At 38.5% G+C, this 19,545-nt stretch carries 19 protein-coding genes and 3 pseudogenes; 8 read left to right on the plus strand and 14 right to left on the minus strand.

Features of this window, described 5'->3' with window-relative positions; all coding sequences use genetic code 11:
* Positions 1-118 precede the first annotated feature (118 nt).
* Complete coding sequence (locus ACZSMY_RS08760; protein ID WP_465147671.1) at positions 119-592, plus strand: AraC family transcriptional regulator; 474 nt, start codon at positions 119-121, stop codon at positions 590-592.
* Positions 593-879: 287 nt separating this feature from the next.
* Positions 880-1,440, plus strand: coding sequence for a biotin transporter BioY (locus ACZSMY_RS08765; RefSeq protein WP_193063895.1), 561 nt, complete (start codon positions 880-882; stop codon positions 1,438-1,440).
* 148 nt (positions 1,441-1,588) lie between these two features.
* On the opposite strand, the gene ACZSMY_RS08770 is transcribed toward ACZSMY_RS08765, so the two are convergent.
* Positions 1,589-2,140, minus strand: coding sequence for a recombinase family protein (locus ACZSMY_RS08770; protein ID WP_042532954.1), 552 nt, complete (start codon positions 2,138-2,140; stop codon positions 1,589-1,591).
* 87 nt (positions 2,141-2,227) lie between these two features.
* Between ACZSMY_RS08770 and ACZSMY_RS08775 the strand changes: the two genes are divergently transcribed.
* The 4 genes and pseudogenes from ACZSMY_RS08775 to ACZSMY_RS08790 all read left to right on the plus strand — a co-directional run.
* Positions 2,228-3,664: a SulP family inorganic anion transporter gene (locus ACZSMY_RS08775; protein WP_193063919.1), complete on the plus strand. Its 1,437-nt coding sequence runs from the start codon at positions 2,228-2,230 to the stop codon at positions 3,662-3,664.
* A gap of 15 nt (positions 3,665-3,679) precedes the next feature.
* A complete protein-coding gene (locus tag ACZSMY_RS08780) occupies positions 3,680-4,099 on the plus strand; it encodes a universal stress protein (RefSeq protein WP_042532950.1) in 420 nt (139 codons plus the stop codon).
* Positions 4,100-4,232: 133 nt separating this feature from the next.
* The gene (locus tag ACZSMY_RS08785; protein ID WP_332094180.1) at positions 4,233-5,459 is read left to right on the plus strand and encodes a hypothetical protein; all 1,227 of its coding nucleotides are present in this window, start codon (positions 4,233-4,235) and stop codon (positions 5,457-5,459) included.
* A gap of 133 nt (positions 5,460-5,592) precedes the next feature.
* Positions 5,593-6,099 (plus strand): annotated as a pseudogene (locus ACZSMY_RS08790) (ArsB/NhaD family transporter); the annotation flags it as partial.
* Between the two features lie 220 nt (positions 6,100-6,319).
* On the opposite strand, the gene ACZSMY_RS08795 reads toward ACZSMY_RS08790, so the two are convergent.
* Complete coding sequence (locus ACZSMY_RS08795) at positions 6,320-7,804, minus strand: hypothetical protein (protein WP_042532946.1); 1,485 nt, start codon at positions 7,802-7,804, stop codon at positions 6,320-6,322.
* 195 nt (positions 7,805-7,999) lie between these two features.
* Here ACZSMY_RS08795 and ACZSMY_RS08800 point away from each other — a divergent pair.
* Positions 8,000-8,236 (plus strand): annotated as a pseudogene (locus tag ACZSMY_RS08800) (ArsB/NhaD family transporter); the annotation flags it as partial.
* Here the strand turns inward: ACZSMY_RS08800 and ACZSMY_RS08805 are convergent.
* Together ACZSMY_RS08805 and cyoE are read right to left on the minus strand one after the other, a co-directional pair.
* Positions 8,231-8,575 (minus strand): annotated as a pseudogene (locus ACZSMY_RS08805) (ArsB/NhaD family transporter); the annotation flags it as partial. The pseudogenes ACZSMY_RS08800 and ACZSMY_RS08805 sit on opposite strands and share 6 nt — an antisense overlap.
* Before the next feature lie 197 nt (positions 8,576-8,772).
* Positions 8,773-9,690, minus strand: coding sequence for a heme o synthase (gene cyoE, locus ACZSMY_RS08810; protein ID WP_042532942.1), 918 nt, complete (start codon positions 9,688-9,690; stop codon positions 8,773-8,775).
* Between the two features lie 661 nt (positions 9,691-10,351).
* On the opposite strand from cyoE, the gene ACZSMY_RS08815 reads away from it, so the two are divergent.
* Positions 10,352-10,543 carry a hypothetical protein gene (locus ACZSMY_RS08815; protein ID WP_256705758.1) on the plus strand — a complete coding sequence of 64 codons (192 nt, stop codon included), beginning with the start codon at positions 10,352-10,354 and terminating at the stop codon, positions 10,541-10,543.
* Between the two features lie 266 nt (positions 10,544-10,809).
* On the opposite strand, the gene ACZSMY_RS08820 is transcribed toward ACZSMY_RS08815, so the two are convergent.
* The 10 genes from ACZSMY_RS08820 to ACZSMY_RS08865 form a co-directional block, all read right to left on the minus strand.
* On the minus strand, positions 10,810-11,265 hold the full coding sequence (locus ACZSMY_RS08820; protein WP_193063898.1) for a hypothetical protein: 456 nt from the start codon (positions 11,263-11,265) through the stop codon (positions 10,810-10,812).
* A 226-nt stretch (positions 11,266-11,491) separates the two neighbouring features.
* A complete protein-coding gene (locus ACZSMY_RS08825) occupies positions 11,492-12,406 on the minus strand; it encodes a glycine betaine ABC transporter substrate-binding protein (protein ID WP_244882380.1) in 915 nt (304 codons plus the stop codon).
* A 422-nt stretch (positions 12,407-12,828) separates the two neighbouring features.
* A complete protein-coding gene (locus ACZSMY_RS08830; protein WP_465147672.1) occupies positions 12,829-13,536 on the minus strand; it encodes an ABC transporter permease in 708 nt (235 codons plus the stop codon).
* A complete protein-coding gene (locus ACZSMY_RS08835) occupies positions 13,533-14,540 on the minus strand; it encodes a LytTR family transcriptional regulator DNA-binding domain-containing protein (RefSeq protein ID WP_212928263.1) in 1,008 nt (335 codons plus the stop codon). The genes ACZSMY_RS08830 and ACZSMY_RS08835 overlap by 4 nt, the downstream gene beginning before the upstream one ends.
* Positions 14,541-14,612: 72 nt before the next feature.
* Entirely contained in the window at positions 14,613-14,837 is a 225-nt protein-coding gene (locus ACZSMY_RS08840) for a hypothetical protein (protein ID WP_193063902.1), read from the minus strand.
* Between the two features lie 95 nt (positions 14,838-14,932).
* Positions 14,933-15,430 carry a small multi-drug export protein gene (locus tag ACZSMY_RS08845; RefSeq protein WP_368901650.1) on the minus strand — a complete coding sequence of 166 codons (498 nt, stop codon included), beginning with the start codon at positions 15,428-15,430 and terminating at the stop codon, positions 14,933-14,935.
* Positions 15,431-15,756: 326 nt separating this feature from the next.
* Positions 15,757-17,244, minus strand: coding sequence for a sodium:solute symporter family protein (locus tag ACZSMY_RS08850; protein ID WP_212928260.1), 1,488 nt, complete (start codon positions 17,242-17,244; stop codon positions 15,757-15,759).
* Positions 17,241-17,489 carry a hypothetical protein gene (locus tag ACZSMY_RS08855; RefSeq protein WP_042532932.1) on the minus strand — a complete coding sequence of 83 codons (249 nt, stop codon included), beginning with the start codon at positions 17,487-17,489 and terminating at the stop codon, positions 17,241-17,243. Before ACZSMY_RS08855 ends, ACZSMY_RS08850 begins: the two co-directional genes overlap by 4 nt.
* 319 nt (positions 17,490-17,808) lie before the next feature.
* A complete protein-coding gene (locus tag ACZSMY_RS08860) occupies positions 17,809-18,564 on the minus strand; it encodes an alpha/beta hydrolase (protein WP_256705981.1) in 756 nt (251 codons plus the stop codon).
* Between the two features lie 38 nt (positions 18,565-18,602).
* Positions 18,603-19,514, minus strand: a complete 912-nt coding sequence (locus tag ACZSMY_RS08865) for an iron-hydroxamate ABC transporter substrate-binding protein (RefSeq protein ID WP_212928258.1) — start codon at positions 19,512-19,514, stop codon at positions 18,603-18,605.
* Between the last annotated feature and the right edge of the window lie 31 nt (positions 19,515-19,545).

Below are 19,545 nucleotides of genomic sequence, written 5' to 3' on the forward strand. Positions count from 1 at the left end.
TAAAATTTCAAAATATCATTTTTAAAATTATTTTAAAACTCTGGTTGTTTTTCATTTTAAAGGGACTTATGATGTTCATAGACGCCGGCGTACTTATATTTTTAGGAGAATGTTTATTATGAAATTAGAACAAATTTCAGATCTGCCAATTGTCTATATGCGGAGAACTGGTGCATACGGAGAGGAAAATAATCAGCTAATGGCTAGATTTAAGCATTGGATGACCTATAACAATGTTTCAAAGGGTAATTTATTGACAGATAATGCAGTTGTATTAGGTATTATTTGGGACAATCCAGCACATGTTCCTCCCGAGGCGTGCAGATACGATACAGCGCTTGTATTGTCTGCCCAACAGGAAATAACTGATGAATGTGTCCAACAGGCTATTTTACAAGGCGGCAGCTATGCTGTTTTCACTATTGAACATACTCAGGAAGCAATGAACAGAGCATGGCAGGTTATTTTTTCTGAATTAGCTGGTGCTGGCTATCAGTTAGATGAGACAAGACCGATTTTGGAGCGGTATATGCCTTTCATGCTTGAAAAACGTGTTTGTGAAATTTGCTTGCCTATCCAGAATAGAATCTAAAAGAAGAGGCTTTTTAATGTGTGAATACTGGCTTTACTATAACTAAATTTGATATAGAAGTATAATTATTCTCTAGAATTAAGGATTAAATTAAATTTCATTCCTCAGTAGTTTCCCTCTGTCCTTATACATAGCCTTGTTACTGCTTTTGAATATAAGGAGAGGTTCTCCTGAGGATTTATTATATTTCCGCATTTCATTGTCACCCATTTTAAAATAATGGTTGACAATTAAGTATATATTCCCTTATTCTATTAATATCAAAACTAGAAAGCGTGGGAATAAAATTGAAATTAAGAGATATGATGTTTATGTCGCTATTCGCAGCAATCGTGGGGGTTCTGGCTATTTTCCCTCCTATTCCCGTTCCTTTTATTCCTGTACCGATTGTGGTACAGACGCTTGGCATCATGCTTGCAGGCGGAATATTAGGAGCAAAACGAGGCGGACTCAGTGTCTTGCTTTTTGTTTTTCTCGTTGCGGTAGGAGTCCCCTTATTAACCGGCGGACGCGGCGGTTTAGGCGTGCTTATCGGGCCGACGGGAGGATATATTATATCCTGGCCGATCGCAGCATGGATTATCGGGTACTTAACAGAAAAAAGTTTTCGTCACCTGACCTATTGGAAGCTCGTATTAATTACAACCTTTGGCGGGGTTATCATTGTAAATATTATCGGTGTTACCTATTTATCTATTTTATCTAACCTTCCATGGGGACCGACCGCTATTTCTGCCTTGGTCTTTTTACCAGGAGACATTTTAAAAGCACTGATTGCCAGCGCCGTTATTATAAAAATCACTCAGGTGTATCCTCTGATTGATAGGAAAAAGCGTGTTACATATTAAGGTGAAAAATACTTGGACAATAAACGATTAGAAATAGCATCTTTTAGGCAGAAAACAAAATTAAATTAGAAAACCTGACGCAGGAAGATATTGGACTAGAAGAACCTCATCTGCAAATATCAATAGATAGCTCCAATATCTTCCCAAATCAATTTTCCCCTTCAAATGATTCCAAATAACGATAAAGCGTTGACTTACTTATCCCTGTTTCATTTTTAATATCAAATAATTTAAAGCCATCCTGATACATCGCAATCGCCTTTTTAATATTTTCATCCGATTTCTTAGGACGCCCAATGGTTTTCCCCTGCTGCTTCGCCTCATACATCCCTTGCGTTGTAGATTGTTTAATACTGTCTGATTGGAATTGCAGAATATATGCCATCATGTCCTGTAAATGAATGTTTAGCAGCGTATCACTTTGAATATCCTCATTCAGAAAATGGATTTTCACATTATCTTTTTCACATACTTTTAATACTTCCATCAAGTGGTGAAAGGTATCCGCTAAGGCAATCATTTTTTCTACAAGGATACTGTCTCCTGATTGCATCTCCATCAATAGATTCTCCAGCTGGATTCGTTTTTTCGGCGTTCCATGTGCTTCTTGAAAAATCCGGTCACATTTTCCCTTTAAAGATACTAGTTGATTTTGAGAATGTTTATCGTTATATAACGGTCTTGTATAGCCATATATCATATTATCCGCTCCTATTTATTTCCCTGAAGGGTTCCTTTTTGGGAAAGTTAGTGCTACAATGTGAAAAGAATTTTAGAAAAGGAGTTTATCATGCAAACTTTAAAACAACAATGGTTCGGTAATATCCGGGCTGACATCTTATCCGGCATTGTCGTTGCGCTCGCTCTTATTCCGGAAGCAATAGCTTTCTCCATCATAGCAGGTGTTGATCCAATGGTCGGATTATATACCTCATTTATTATTGCTGTAGTCATTTCTTTTGCCGGCGGCCGGCCGGGAATGATTTCCGCAGCTACCGGAGCAATGGCATTACTTATGGTTCCACTGGTCAGAGATTATGGTCTCGACTATCTTTTGGCAGCCACCATTTTAACAGGTATTATTCAGCTTATCTTTGGTATTTGCAAGGTTGCTAAAGTCATGAAATTTGTTCCAAATGCCGTCATGATTGGCTTTGTCAATGCATTAGCTATTTTGATTTTTATGGCCCAGCTGGAGCATTTTATCGGTATATCGACCATGACTTATCTATTTGTGGGGATTACGTTAATCCTATTATATACTTTACCACGGTTTATCAAAGTAATTCCAGCTCCATTGATTGCTATTGTCGCATTAACATCCATTGCCATATTCAGCGGCGTCAACCTTAATACAGTAGGGGATCTTGGAACAATCACTCAGACACTTCCGTCTTTTTTTATTCCGAATGTACCGTGGACATTTGAAACGCTGCAAATTATATTTCCATATGCGTTATCCATGGCGATTGTCGGGTTGCTGGAAACCCTGCTTACCTCACAGATTGTCGATGATATGACTGGAACGGAAAGCAATAAAAACGGGGAAGCGCGCGGGCAAGGAATAGCCAATTTTATTACCGGATTCTTTGGCGGAATGGCCGGCTGTGCGATGATCGGCCAGTCGGTGATTAATGTAAAATCTGGCGGGCGCGGACGTTTATCTACGTTCATTGCCGGTATTTTTTTAATGTTTCTCATTATTGTACTGGGTGATCTGGTTGTTCAAATCCCCATGCCTGTTTTAGTCGGCATTATGATTATGGTAAGTATCGGAACATTTGATTGGAGCTCCTTTAACTATTTAATAAAGGCTCCACGTACAGATGCCATCGTGATGTTAACTACTGTTATCATCGTCGTCTACACCCATGATTTATCCAAAGGAGTTCTTGCCGGAGTGCTGTTAAGTGCTATTTTCTTTGTAATAAAAATTTCAACTGTTAAAATTTCCAAAGACGGTAATCGTTACAGTATTCATGGGCAGCTCTTTTTCGCTTCCATCGATGGATTTGTTGATTACTTTAAAAAAGCGAATATCCAGAGTAAAAAAATCCAGATTGATTTCTCTGACAGCCGCGTTTGGGATGATTCTGGTGTCGGCGCCATTTTAAAAGTATCGGAACTGTTAAAATCCAAAGGAATTCAGGTGGAGCTTGTCGAACTGGATAGTTCAAGTAAAAAAATAATGGATAAATTAAATGGGGTTCTATCCTCACATTAAAAGGAGAGATATTTCATGTATAAACATATCTTACTTGCTTCAGATGGTTCAGAAAACGCGGTGCGTGCTGCTCAAGAAGCGGTTAAAGTGGCTTCATTTGATAAAGAATCCGTTATTGACGTGGTGTATGTCATTGATATTGAAAAATCAAAGTCAGATGTTCTCCATGCAAATTCCAGTGAAGCCGTTGACTTAGAACGCCGTAAAAAGAATTCGAAAGTCATCCAGGTTCTAAACCAGGCAAATGCAGCCTATCAAACAACGATTCTGCGTGGAAAGCCCGGTCCCGAAATTGTTCAGTACGCCAATCAGCAAAAAGTAGATATGGTTATCATCGGCAGCCGCGGTTTAAATACGCTTCAGGAGATGGTTTTAGGAAGTGTCAGCCATAAAGTGATGAAGCGGGTGAACTGCCCGGCGCTGATAGTAAAGTAATCTAATACAGCAGCTGATGTTTTCAACTATGCCACTATGACCAAGGGTTAACAAATAATGAATTGTAGGATATAATTATTTTTCGATATTTAATTAGCAAAAGAATTAATTTTCAAATAAAGGATGGAATTGGATGAAAAAAAGATTTTTTTACGGTCTGATAATTATTTTATTTGTTATCCTTGCCGGGTGCAGCGATTCAGAGGAGCAGTCGGATAAAACTGCTGACAAAGCTTCTGATGACGAAACAAAAGAAACCACAGAAGACAATAGTGAATTAACAGAACAACTGAAGAAAGAACTGGATGAATTAGATGATGGGCTGCCGAGGGACGCAGCGGAATTCTTACTGGAGGAATTCGGAGAAACTGCCAACGTGGATTCCACACTCGTTTCAGATGATTTTTATATACTGGATAAACGAGAAGCTGATGGTAAGTTAATGCGATTTTATGAGGAACCGCGTCATTTAGTGTCTGAGATTGCCCAATATGATGATGACGGAGGAGAGACAAACGGGCTGTCTGTAAACATGCTGGGAGATATCGAAGCAGATTCGGAAACAACTTATATAGAACGTTTAAAGGATACGAAAAAAATACTTGATTTTTTATTTGCCTATAGTGATCAGGAATATGATATTCATACAGTGATATGGTCCTATCCGATAAAAGGTCATGCCGCTATGGAGCAATATGGAAGTATCAGCAGCACCATCATAGCCGAGAGAATAACAAGAGAGCAATATGAAAATGAATGGGAATCCGTTGATTTTGATCATATAACGATGGATGAGATACGTGATATGGAAAATACACCGATTGTCGATAATAGTCTGCTCTACCCTTTTACAGACCGGCTTGACCGGCACGATGTTCTCGGGCAGACATATGAAGTTAATGATTTAAGTGTTACGCTGGAAGAAGCAGAAAGATTAGATGAATATGACGGTGTATCTATTGATGAATTTTGTGCTGCAGAAGATGAAGATCGTAGCTGCAATTCTTTTATAAAAGCAAACTTTGTCATTAAAAATGACCGTGATTATGATATGGCTGGTTTTTCAACATTTTTGTTTGGTTTGAGCTGGACAATGGATGATGGTCAGATCCAAGAGACCTCTCCCTTAACTGATACAGCGAATGGATTTGATTTCCCCAATTTGGAGTATGATATTTTTCTACCTTCCGGTGAGGAGAGAGCGTTTGAGGTAGTCTTTGCTGACTATAATGATGTTGAGCACGTAACCATCAACTTTAACAACTATGTATTTGATGAGGTTAATAACACCAGCAATGATTCGATGGGGCCGATGGATCAAGACCTTAATTTGTCCTGGCTGCTGGAAGAAATTTTATAAAACATATAAGGATAGGTTTCACTTTTCTCCTCGTTTAAGTGTAAATCTATCCTTTTTTTGATAAAATGAAAGTCTGTATTTTTAATAGTTTGTATAAGTTACATTTCAGTTAATTAAAATAAAGGAGATCACCATGACACCTACGCTTATACTTGCACTTATTATTTTTTTCATCACACTTATTTTCGTCATTTGGCAGCCTAAAGATTTAAATATTGGCTGGTCTGCAACAGGCGGAGCAATTCTTGCCATTGTATTTGGAGTTGTCGAATGGAAGGATGTTCTGGAAGTAGTTGGCATTACCTGGAATGCTACCTTAGCCTTTGTGGCCATTATTTTAATCTCCTTAGTTTTAGATGAGATTGGCTTATTTGAATGGGCTGCACTGCATATGGCGAAAGCAGCCAAAGGAAACGGCCTGAAAATGTTTATTTACGTCGGTACATTAGGCGCAATCGTAGCCGCGTTATTTGCCAACGACGGAGCAGCCCTTATCCTGACACCAATCGTACTGGCTATGGTTCAGCACCTGCATTTTAAAGCACATATGATTTTTCCGTTTATTATCGCCGGAGGATTTATTGCTGATACAACCTCCCTCCCTTTTATCATTAGCAATCTGCTGACAACTCCCACAGCTAAAGCAGTGGGGTTCTAAGGTACTCATACACTTCTTAACAGTGCCCTGATCTTTCTATAAAAAAGAGTTTCCACTGAAATACTGATGTATATTCTCTTAAAACATTTACGGACGTATTGCGAGGTTGCAAGGCACTTCACCAAGTCAGCCTGAAAAGACCTCTTGTGTGCTTGTCGTTCCGCTTCTCTTGGACGTTGTCATGACCAATCAGGTTTGTTTTTTAAGCGATAAACGAAAGTATTGTTTTACTTCCCTTCTGTTTTAACCGTTCTATTTCAGAATGATGCAGTTCTATAAAACGATTCCATTTAGCATGGCATAAATCGATATCAACAGCATCAAGGGTTTCATTTGTATTAGCTATTAAAAAGGCGCTATATAAATCACGTTGTATACGAAATTCTCCAAAATCATTCCAACGTTCTGAAAGTTGTTTCTTCTCGTATTTTCCTGTTACATGATTAAACTGACTAGCTTTGATGGCATAAGTATCTACCTTCTTCATCTCAATTTTCCGATAATTCAATTTTCGTTCTATAATAGTGAGCAGCATTGCGGGGGCGCGCTTAGCAATGGATTTTCCAAACCGTTTTTTTTGATTAATCTTTCCGTTCGTGTTATTTCGTGTCGTATTTTTCGCGCGTTTTTGTAATGATTGAAATCGCATGGTTTCTACTCGAATATCGGAACCAAGAGAAAGTATATCGTTTGCTAGTTTCTCATGAGACATTTTTCGCCTGCCAGCAGCTTTGCGATAGTGTTCTTTCTGTTTTTCACGCAGCCTTTCATATCTTTTGGAGTAATTCCAAGTTAATCTGCCTTTTTTGATGGTTCCATTTTCATGAAAGTTGTTCGGATTGGTGCTTCGTTTAGACCTATCCATTTTGCGTTGGATTCTTCTTAGTTCTTTTTCATCATGGTGACACGCTGGAGCAAGTTCACGAAGTTCGACTTGGTTGTCACTGCTAATCGCAATCGTAGATGTACCAATGTCTAATCCAATACGTTTTGTTTCGTCATTAGCAACTTTTCTATTTCTTTTGGCTGGTGGATAACCTTCTTGAATAAGTTGAACAAAATAGCGTGTTTTTCCACGGATTTCTCTTTTTAGAATACGCACATATTTTGTTCTGTCCTTAAGAGCTAAATGGGCATATTCATCATCATCCTTAGGAGAAACCGGCATGCACAGCCAATTTTTTGGTTTAGGTATTCTCTTGGTTGGTTTATCGCCCCAAAGAATTTCTCCTTCTCTATATCTCAATCCAGTTTGGTTTGATTTGTTTTCTATAGAAATATCATCGTTTGCATGTTTGAAATGTACTTTTTTGGCTTTTCCAAAATGAAGCTTTTCAACAGTTTGAAAAGCCCTTGTTGCTAGTTTCTGAGCCTCCAAACTGCCAATGTGTTCTTTGAATTTATGTTGGGCTTTCTTTATAAAATGATGGATTCCATATGCAGAAAAGCCATATTCTAAACGGATATCCGCTAATTTCTTTTGACGTTCTTTCGATTTAGGTTCATTCAGCAATGCGCGATAACGCTTATCACTTTTCACTGTTTTATGTCGTTTCAGAGCTTCCCCCAGACAAGCATTATAGAGCATTCTTGCGATGTTGAATTTCTTTTCCAACCGATGCTGTTGCCAAAGGGGTATATGCAAAGGAAATTCAATCGTATAACTTGGTGTATGCTTTCTTGTCATAGGTCCCACTCCCCTCTCGTTTCGTTATTTCGGTTTCGTCTTCATACGAACTGTCGTTCCGTTCATTGTATCAAACAAACGTTCTTATTAAAAGCTATTTTCTATAAAAAAGGAATTCATTTTATTTAAATTTTAAGATCATCTCTCTATCATCCCACCTCTAAAGTAAAAAGATATGATTTATCCAAATTAAAGGAACCAGCGGAAGCAATCAAGGATAGGTAGCTCTTTCGTTTATCCTGGTATGTTCTTGGCTTATTAATTATTGGATACTTTACAAGTGAATGGATACATATTCCTGTTTCCATCATTGCCGGCTTGATTGCAATGATTTTTATACTTTTAGCAAGACGCAGTCCGGCTGTCCATGCAAAGAATGTAATTACAAACGCTCCATGGAATATCGTTATCTTTTCTATTGGTATGTATGTCAATCTTAAAGTACTCTCCCCATAGTATTTTTATCCCTTTTTGTGACAGCACATGCAGCCAGACCAAGGTAGCGAGCGAGCCTATCGGCGTAATTTTCGGCCCTAAATCAGATCCGATGACATTTGCATAAATAAGTGCCTCTCTTAGAATCCCCGTTGTATTTGTTTCCGCTATAGCAAGCGCATCAATCATCACCGTAGGCAAATTATTCATTACAGATGACAGGACTGCTGCGAGAAAGCCCATGGCAAACGTGGCAGCGAATAATCCTTGATCAGCAGCAGCCTGAATCAGGACGGCAAGGGCGGAGGTGAGGCCAGCGTTTCCCAATCCATATACATTGGTATTATTTTAACTTTCCCTATTCTCTTTATTACGCTGCTCGGACTGTATCTGACTCTGGTTATTTTTTAAAAAATCCGCTAATAAGAAATCCAAACACCTTCAAAAAAGTGTTTGGATTTCTTATTAGATTCAACAATTTCTTTTCAAAAGAGCAGCTTTTTTGATGAATCAATTTCATATTTTCATTTACACTACAATTTAAAAATAATCCCCATCAACGAATAAATAATCACGGTTGAAAAAACAACCGTCATATGAATCAAGGAATAAATAAACATTGATTTTGCCCATTTTTCTGAGTCCATTCGCTGATAGCCAAAAACACTCAACATAAGCCAGCCGAGACTCATTATAAGAGATACAAGCATCAGCCCGACACTTAATGAGCTCAATAAAAAGCTGATACCAAACATCACGATTAAATAAATATTCGTCTGGATATAAGTCCGTCTGACTCCTTTTACAACAGGAAGCATCGGAATTCCAGCTGCTTGATACTCCTCATGTCTTCGAATTGCGATCGAATAAAAATGCGGCATTTGCCAAATAACTGCAATAACAAAAAGACCTAAAATCGCCGGATGCGTAATATCCGGATACATCGCAGCCCACCCGATTAAAGGAGGCATCGCTCCAGAGATACTGCCGATTTCTGTATTATATACGGTTCTCCGCTTACTCCACATCGTATATGGGAAAACATAAAAAAACAGTCCCAGAAAGCCTAATAGCCCTGCCAGCGGTGTTGTCAAACAAAGCAGGATAATTCCAGCTACAGCCATGATGATACCGAGCCATAGCACTGTTCCAGGCTTGATTTCCCCTGTAACTGTCGGCCGGCCTTGTGTTCTTTTCATAATTGCATCGATTTCCCGATCGTATAAATTATTGAAAGCTCCAGCTGCTCCTATCACGAAAATAGAACCTAAAAACGCAAATAAGATTTCCAAGAGCTTGTCTGTAATACTAATCTGGTACGTGTATAAAGACAATGTTAATCCTGCAAACATCGGAACCAGGTTGGAGCGTATAATACCTGTCTTCACTGTTTGCGAAAGTATCTTTAATAATGGCGTTTTTTGATTTTGTCCATTGATTGTTTCTGCCATTTCGAATCTAATCCCCTTTTAACTATCTATCTGAAATGAATACCTTTGCTTTAAATAAGGATAAAGCAAGAAGTAATAACTCAACTTTCGCACATTAAAAAGTAATTTCGTTTCTATAGAAACAGGAGTTGATCGTTCCTTCGATAACACCCTTGACAAAGAATAAAAGGTGAAGTGTAAAGCACCGCTGCGGCGGACCATTTTGCTTTCCGACGTACAAATGTTTTCGATGGGGTGAGTAATCGCAACCCCAGGACGTTGCGACATTAGTCTGCCTAGGGGCACGCTCTTCAGCTAACTTTTGCCAAGAAGAGCACTTGGCAAAAGTGGATCTTCAGATGGTGCTGATCCCTCAGGAGTCAAAACGGTCCGCCTCCGCTAGTAAGATGTTCTATACGTGAAAAAACAACTCACCAAATAGATGTTTAATCAGATAGAACATCTTTTTCAGTCTGCATGGTAACATGTTCCGCCAAGATTCCTTTCTGTGCATCGAAGCGATTCCCTGTATTTCATATCCATACTGTCATGATTGGGTTGTTCAGACGAAAGCTGCTATTTCATTCAGCTCATTAAAATCTTATTTCTTTCATTCGCTGTAGAATCCTATCAGAGCGCAGGCCAACCACGCAGACTCCTAAGTGGTTTGCAGGCTAAACCCGTGACTCCTGTCACAACGCCTGCACTTGCACGTCCTGGGACTGCGATTACTCGTCCCATCGAAAACATTTGTACGTCGGAAAGCGGAGTGGTTGGCCGGAGCGGAGCTATGCACCATCACCAATTCCAAAAAGGCCGGATATTTCACCAAAATGCAAGCATGGTAATGGAGAACATGTTCACCCTGAAATAGCAAGATATATATGCTTATTCTTAGGTGCGAAAGTTGAGTAATAAATTTTAAGCACTATGAAAAATATATACCATACACCATTTTAATTCCAGTGAATTTGTTTGTATAGCAGGTTTTATTAAACAAATTTGTGAACATTAGACGAACGCGTTTTTATAATGTTCTCATTTTTGTTAATGAAATCCTGCCATAGTGGGTTTTATTATTTCCGGAAATACATTAAGAAGAGCAAATACCACTATCTGATATTTGCCCTTCTTTACTCTTCACCCTATAACATTCCCTGCTCTTCGATGCTTTACCACCGTGACTATACCAGCAATAAGATAACCAATACTGCCTAAGATTCCAATAATTCCTAGAACTAACGTCAAAAGAACACTTAATCCTCCTAGCACAATCAGCAGAATCCCTGTAAGCTTGACTCTTATTTTTTTCGTTAAAAAAACGGCAGCGACAATGCCTAACAAGGCATAGATAATAGAAACAATAATCACAAATGTTATGATGCTGCTAAAAATTTCTATCTGTTCTTCCAGTGTTATTCCTCCAAGATCATCTCCAGCCGCTTGCAGATTTTCCTCAATATATTCCCGGAATTCTCCGTCAGATTCTATGTTGCCAAGCATACTGTAGGAATTCATTGCCAAAAGAGCATATGATAGAATAGCAATGATAATAAACACAATACTGACATTATATTTTACTTCTCCAGTTCTCAAAATTTGCACCCCCTGTTTGTACATATTATAAATTATGTAAGTTTCATTTCAGCTCCTTCCTCTATATTAAATCATATACTGGAGGTTTGAAAAGAATGTAGCGATGGTTATGTGTTTTTTCTTCCTTTAGATTATTCGGGTGTGAAAATGAAAAACCTTATACGAATGAATCTGCGAATTAGCCGATTCTTTTCGTATAAGGCTTTCCTCTTTTATTGAATTATTTTTAGTTTGCCTCTAAATCCTCAATCGAATCAATATCCATGTATTCAGGAACGACAAGACCAATTTTAGCGCCTTCTAAATTAGGTCCTAAATCTTCAAAGTTGTCCTGATTCGCTTCATAGAATTCACTATGTGTTAATGGTAACCAGGCAGCTAAAGTAGCATCGACATCGCCAGAAGCAACCGATTCAAAAACAACCGCTACATCTACCTCCGTTACGGTCACTTCAAAACCATGCTGTTCCATTGCCGCTTTTACGACGTTGGAAGAAGCACGCTCTGAATCCCATGGTGTAGACGCAAGCTCTATTTCAGCACCGTTTCCTTCATTGACTCCTTCTGCCCATGCATCTACTCTGTCTTGATTATCCTCTACCCATTGTACCGCTACATCTTCAATATCTTCACCAGTTTCTTCTGCTTCATACATAATTTCTTCCATATCCTCTACTTCCCATTCAAACTGGTCAATAAATTGATAAGCATCTGGATTATCGTCTTCCAATCCCAGTCTTGCTAAAGAATTAAGCGTTTCTTCTCCCCCATAAATCTCTTGAGGATCTTCCAGGTACTTCATATCTGGATAAAGCGCAAACATCCAATGCGGATTCCATCCAGTAATAACGATTGGTTCTTCATTCTCAATAGCTGTTCCTAACTCAGACATCATTGCTCCGGTAGATGACATCTCCACGTCCCAGCCATCTAAATTCTCATATTCTTCTAGAGCATTTTCCGTAGCTACAGAAATCCCGGCTCCGGGTTCAATACCAATAATCGTATAATCTACCGCTTCACTGTAATTTGTTTCGCCGTCCTCTCCAGTAGATTCATCATCAGAACCTCCACAAGCCGCAAGTAAGAATACAGCTAAAATAGAAAGAATAAATCCAAGTCCCTTTACTTTCTTCATCATAACCATTGCTCCCCTTTCTAAAGTATGTAAAATAAGCCTATATCCTCTTTTAAAAGGAATTTTTTCATGACAAATTACATTCTACCTTTCTATCACAACTCCTTCAAATGGCGTAAGCCGGCAAATAATCGGATAAATCAGCAAATAGTTGAATCTTTTATACCTCATCATACAAAAGCATACGTTTAGTACTTATATCTTATATTTGAATCTTTTTATTTAACTCACAAAAAATTCAGCCTTTTAATCATTTCAAGAGTGCAGCGCTTATTTCTTAAAATCTCTTAGAAACCTTAGCTTACATTATTCCTCTGGACGAAAGCCTTTGTTGTATTTATTAGGAAACTAGGAAAATCTAATAACTATCCTAGCTAACTAAAAACAGCAGATAACTCATCTGCTGTTTTAATGGATTTACTTTCCTAGTTAAAATGCTGCTTTTTATACCAGGTTATAAACACTACTATTCCCACTGCCATCCAAATCACTGGTACCGTTAAATAAGAAAGAAACGGCTCCTTGTTATAGATCTGGTCAATTCCATAATGAATATGATAATTTGGAAAAATAGCTAACCAGGGCATCCCCTCCCGGCTGCTATTCATCAAAAGACCTTCCAAGAAAAAATAGAATATCATGATTGGCGATCCATAAAGACTGACTTCAATTGTGTTCTTTGTTTTTATTCCTAAAAAAGTACCTGCGACTAACATTATCATTATAATAGGCAAAACAAGTATAAATAGTTGCAAATGAAACAGCATATGATTTCCATAAAGTACAAAGAAAAGAATCAATATGAGGACCGTTGTCATAAATGTTATCATCATTTTAGAAAACAGAATTTCTTTTAGCGAGAATTCAGCCTGCTTCAAACGCCGGATGGTTCCTTGCTCCTTTTCTTCTACTACTAAATTCCCCTGCATCAGCAATGTCAGCATCCCAAAAACAAATGTAAACACAAACGAAATCGGAATTTCCCCGTGTGGGAGCAAGGCAAACAACGAAATCAAAATAGCACCTGTAATCAGGTTAAAGAGCACCTGCCCATTCCAGCGCAAATCACAAATGTCCTTATAAAGCAATGCTCTGAAGCGATACAAATATCCCATTTTTTCATTTTTCATCATAAATGGATCAACTCTTTCAGCTTACTATAGTTTCCTTTTGATAATGGAATGGTGCTTTTTGATGGATTATCCAGACTGAGACTATAGCTGTTTTTGCTCCAAATAATAATTTCCCGTACCCGCTGCAGGTTAACCAGATAGGATCTGTGACAGCGAAAAAATCCCAAAGGCTGCAGCCGGTCCTCTAAACTTTTTATCGTATTGGACGAGGCAAATTCCTCATTATTCACAAAAAGATATGTCTGCCCATCACGAGCTTCTATATAATCAATTTCAAGCGGATTAAAGAGAATAATTTTATCCTCAATTTTTGCACTGATTTTATCCAATTGCACCTGCATACTTGTTATTTCATCCTCAGGTTCTTCTTCCGCCGTATTTTCAGCATCTTCTATATCCTGTTCCAGCTGCTGAACGCCCCGTTCGGAATATCGATAAACCGAGCTGCCAAGTCGAATGGCTTCTTCCAAGGTCGGAGTGAACAATAATACTGCTGCACCTTTATCCGCTAAATGAAGCAGCAGATTATGAAGCACATGCTTGGATTGAAGGTCCAATCCAAGAGAAGGATCTTCAAAAATATATACAGCAGCCTCCTGAATCAATGCGGAAGCAAATAACAAACGCTGCTGTTCAGACAATGTCAGCTGTTTTGTTTTCTTCGCTGCACAATGCCGCAATTCACATAGGTTTAAAACGAATTCTAAATCTGCCTGATGCCGATATAATTTGCACCAAAATAGAAGCATCTGCTTCACGTTTAACCGTTTATATAAACCGTCCGTCTGCTGAAACAAATACACATTTTGAAATCCGCCTTCTGGCAAGGCAATCGCTTCTTGTTGGATATGCTCCGGATGATTTAACAGAGTAAACAGGCGTCCAATATACTCATTTTCACACTGAACAGCAATGATGTCCCCTTTTTGAACAGTCAAGCTCAACTCCGGCAGCAGGACTGTATTTTGTTCAATTTTTCTTAGCTTGTTAAAAGACATTACCATCCAAACGACTCCTTTGTTCGATCCGTTATCTAGTTTCAATATTATAGGAAACATCCTCATTTAACCATTATTTTAATACTTGCCCGAATCTCCGTTTGAGCTTAAAGAGGCTAACAAAAACGAAAGAGCAACAATCAGAGCAATGCTGATAAAGCCGGCAGGAATGAACCACCCGGGAGCTTCATACTTTGGCAAGGCGGGAATAGATTGTGACAATGGCTCATAGATAACCAGAAATGGAATAACCGCAAACAAAATCATCAGGACAGCTACACCTGTCTGTTTTATTTTTTTCATGATGTATCTTCTCCTTTTTAAAATTTGAAATAGATGAAGGAATATCTAAATATTTCTGTTTCTACTCACATCCAACGGTCTCTTCCACTTTAACTTCAAGAAAATGGATTTAGATTGGGAAGGTATTCCAAAAGATTGACACCATAATGAAAAGCTGCCCCCAATGCAACAGACCATGCGCCTATACCGATTGTCTGCCAAATACTCACATATGATTTTTTTGCTCCTGACGCAATAGATATTGCTGCACATACGTGATAACAAATAAGCGGACCAGCAAAGGATAAACCTGCAACTCCATATTTATTGAATATATTTTGTGCACGATTTTTCCGTTTACTTCCTTTATTTTTCTTTCCAGCTATTTTCTTCCGCAAACCAGAAATAAGCCAAATAAACACCATGACAGACAACCAATTGCCAAATGCACCAATCAGGACAACCTGCATACTTGGAAAAACAAATACAATCCCAATTGGAATGGCTACATAGGATTCAAAAAAAGGCACAATAGAGATAAGAAACACACTTACATACTGCACCCATGTTTCTGCTTCCATCAGCTTAACTAGCAGGTCTTGAAAAAACTCCATAAACTAATTCACTCCTCATTTGTTTGCTGTTTCAAGCATATGGGAGAAGTAATGTTGCAGCATTAAATTCCGGATGAAGAGAGGGAAAACAGGACGGAGCGGAAGCTGGATTATGATGAATGGTACTCGTTTTTTTATGAAAGTCGGTTGGGTGTAAGATGGCAGTACAAAAATAAAATACTAATAAAGCTAAATCAAATAGGATTAGCAATCCCTTTATGAAATATGTAATAAGTGCCGTTCTGGTAAATTTCAAATTCATCCAATAAATTCACAAAAATAAAAGAGAGACTGATATCCATCATCAATCCCCCTTTATATAATAATTAAGATATTTCTTTTTGCAGCAATTCTACTTCACTTTTAGGAACTTTTAAGAAGAAGCTTAAACCAACACATAACATAAAGTTAACAGCTAATCCCCATAAACCGCTGGCAATACCTAAAGGCTGCTGGCCAGTAAATGCCATGACCGATGCGATAATCGTTCCAGCAAGCATACCTATGAACAATGCATGACGGTGAAGCTGTTTCCAGTAAAGCCCTAAAAGGAAGGCTGGAGCAATTTGAATCAATAATTCAAATTTCAGAATAAATATTCGATACAAGGTTGCCGGCGGATACCAGGCAATCAAAAGTAAAATAATAACAAGGGCAACCCCTGTTAATTTACCGACTAAAATTTGTTTCTTATCACTGGCACTTTTATTGATATAGCGTGCATAAATATCTTTAGAAATAACCGATGACAAGGTAAGTAATACCGAATCCGCAGTAGAAATAATCGCAGCTACAATTCCGCCAAATAACAGAACCATCGCCCAGTAAAAGAAAGGATTTTGCATCGCGATATGGTTAGCCATCATTCCCACTAATTGTTCGGAATCTCCTTCACTCAAGCCCGGAAAAGCTTGAATACCGATAATTCCAATGATAAAAACAAAACCGGAAGTAACAAAAGGCATCCATGCCATCCAGGATAATGATTTCTTTAATGATTTTTCACTTTTGGCAGCAAAAATTCTCTGGATTGCATGGGGATAAATGGCCGCTCCGATCATAACGAGAATCAGCATACTGAACCAGCTTACAAGCCCATTGCTATCCGGCACACCAAGTTTCTCCGGTGAAATCGTTGCAGCATATTCCGTTGCAGAAGGCACCCCCCCAAAGTAAATCATGGAGCCAATCAGCAGCACGGCCACCCCAAATAGCAAGGCAATCCCCTGCATCGTATCCGTATAAGCTACAGAGCGCATTCCCCCAAGCCAGCCATAGATAATCATTACAGTAACGAAAAATACCACAGCAGCCTGATAGGGAATGGTTCCTCCGGTCAATCCGCTGACGCCATGTCCAATAGCAATAATCTGCTCTAATAAATAATTGCATAATCCATATAGCATTAATAAGGAGGCGAGCAGTGTAACTGCTTTCGATTTAAATCGCTTATCAATATAATCTGACGGAGTAATAAATTGATGTTTTTTACTCAGTGCATAAAGCCTCGGAGCAAACATTAAATACCCCACTACGATTAAAATAAAAAAAGTAATGGACTGCATCCACATAAAACCCATCCGATAGGCAGTCGGCGCATAGCCAACCACTGTATTTCCGCTATACTGCGTTGCAAAAAATGTAAAAAATAACACAAAGACGCTAAGGTTCCCGCCGCCTAAATAAAACTCTTTATTCGATTGATGAAGTCCTCTGTTTCTCCAATATGTAATAAAACCGATAAAAAGCATGAGAAAACCATAGAAAAGCATAATAATAATACCAGAAGTTCCTGAAAATGCGAGATTGCTCATTGTTTCTCTTCCTCCTCCTGCATTTCTTCCTCATCGGTCATGTACCAGCAATGCTTTAAAATAAGCGTTAAAACAATGGATATGATAAGAGAAACTCCCAATATAATCCAAGCCCAATAAGGCAACCCTAAAATAAACGGTTCATAAGACCCTGTTGGCAAATACCATGGCACACTAAAAATAAGCAAAACAATTAAAATAACCCAAATTTTCCAATTTTTAATCGGTTCCTTTTTTTGCGTCATTCTTTTCCCTCCTATTCTTCTAATTTAGCAAAATAAATTTTTTCACAATTAGAACATTTCAAAGATAGTTAAATTTAACTTTATAAAAATCCATTCATTATGTCAATCTGAATCGAGTATTTTTTTATGAATTATGAAAATTTATTCTCCAGTTAATTCCTCGGACATTCTTTTTACTAGAATTAACTTCTAGTACACTACCTGAATAATCTTTGGCTAAATGATTTACATCGGCTCTTTCGGAACTATACATTGTATTATGTATAAATTCGGCTATTCACTAAAAAAGGAACCCCCTCACAGAGATTCCTTTTGTATTCTATCCATGCAAAAACCGCATCCCCCTGCTAAACACAGCAGGCACAATAGACATATGGTTCTCCCCTTCTGGTGCAAAAAAAGCTGTTTTTAAATCTTTATTGCACTCAGAAAGATTTTCATACATGGCAAGACCGTTTGCATACATTTGCTTGTTTTCCACAGGCTCTGCAGCAATAAACAATCCCTTAACATGTTTATCATTGATATTTGTTTCATAGGATAGAATCGCCTGCTTATTCCACCATATGGAAGGACTGCAAGCGAAATAATGGCTGAAAAGGCGGGAACGCTGAAATAATGTATATAAAACAAATAAACCGCCAAGTGAATGGCCAAAGATTGTTTGTTTCTTCTGATTTGTTTTATATTTTTTATCGATAAATGGGATTAATTCCGCTTCTAGAAAATCCATGAATTTCTCTGCTCCGCCATGCTCCGGCCAAGAAGACCCGTCTGACCTTGCCGGCAGTTCTACCTTTACAGCAGGTGGAGTAAAATCATATACCCGATTAGAATGAAACGGCTCCCCGCCCTCATATTCGATACCAACTAACAGCATCGGCTCAATCCCTGTCTTCTCTGAGCGCCTGCTTTGCAGCTTTATCATTTCACTGAAAAGTGTGCCATAAGCATTTCCATCCAAAATATACAACACAGAAAATCCGTTGTCTGAAACCGGCTGCTCCGGGATGAAAACATTTATAATATAAGGGTGATGCTTTCCAGAAAACTGAAATCTTTCGTTGCGATACATGGAATGACTACCTCCTGTGATGAACTAGAAAAGCTTTCTTATTGAAGAAATCCTTCTTCAAAAATGTCCAGTAAATATTCCAGTGTTGCCGGGTCGCTGTAGCTTGCCTCTTGTGTATCAATTTCGATTACCTGATTATTTTCCACTGCCGGAATTGACTGCCATGTTTCACTTTTTGTAAATTCATTCTCTCCGCCCATACTGCTTAAAACGATAAAATCTCCAGCATATTCTGGCAGTGTCTCCTGCGATAAGTTGTAATAGCCGTCAGCAAGTGCATCCTCCTGCACTTTTTCTGGCATCTCCAGCTCCATTGTCTGGTATAATATTTCTGTCCCGCGGGCCCAATTATCTCCAAAGACAGCGAAATTTTTAGAATCTGTTTCAAATACAGATACGGAAACATCTTCCCCATGCTTTTCCTTTATCTTGTCACCGACTGCTTTCGCACGTTTAGTGAAGTCATCCACCCATTCCTGTGCTTCCTCCTCTTTATTCAGAAGTCTGCCAATCTCTATTTGCTGCTCCAGATAATCCAGCTTTCCCCATGTATAAATAACAGTCGGAGCAATCTTTTCTAACTCATCCAGATTCTCCATATGTGATCCGGCGATAATTAAATCCGGTTCCAGTGCCAAAATACCTTCTGGATCATTTTCCGAAACTATTTCTATATCTGCCATCTTTTCTTCAAAAAGCGGACTCGCTTTTGTCCATTCATCGACCCCTACTAAATTTCCGTCTAAAGCGAAAACATTCGGTCCATTTGACAGTGCCACAATTCGCTGCGGTTCAGCAGGTATTTCCACCGGACCTGTCTCTGATTCATACGTAACGGTTTCATTTGATGCTTCTTCTTTCCCGTCATTTTGTTTGCCGTCTGACTGATTGCTGCAGCCTGTAATAACTAGACAAAGTAAGCATCCAAAAAGAAATAATAACTTTTTCATTTGTTTTCCCTCATTCTATTTTTATTGTTTT

Source organism: Oceanobacillus sp. B139/18 (assembly GCF_055524595.1).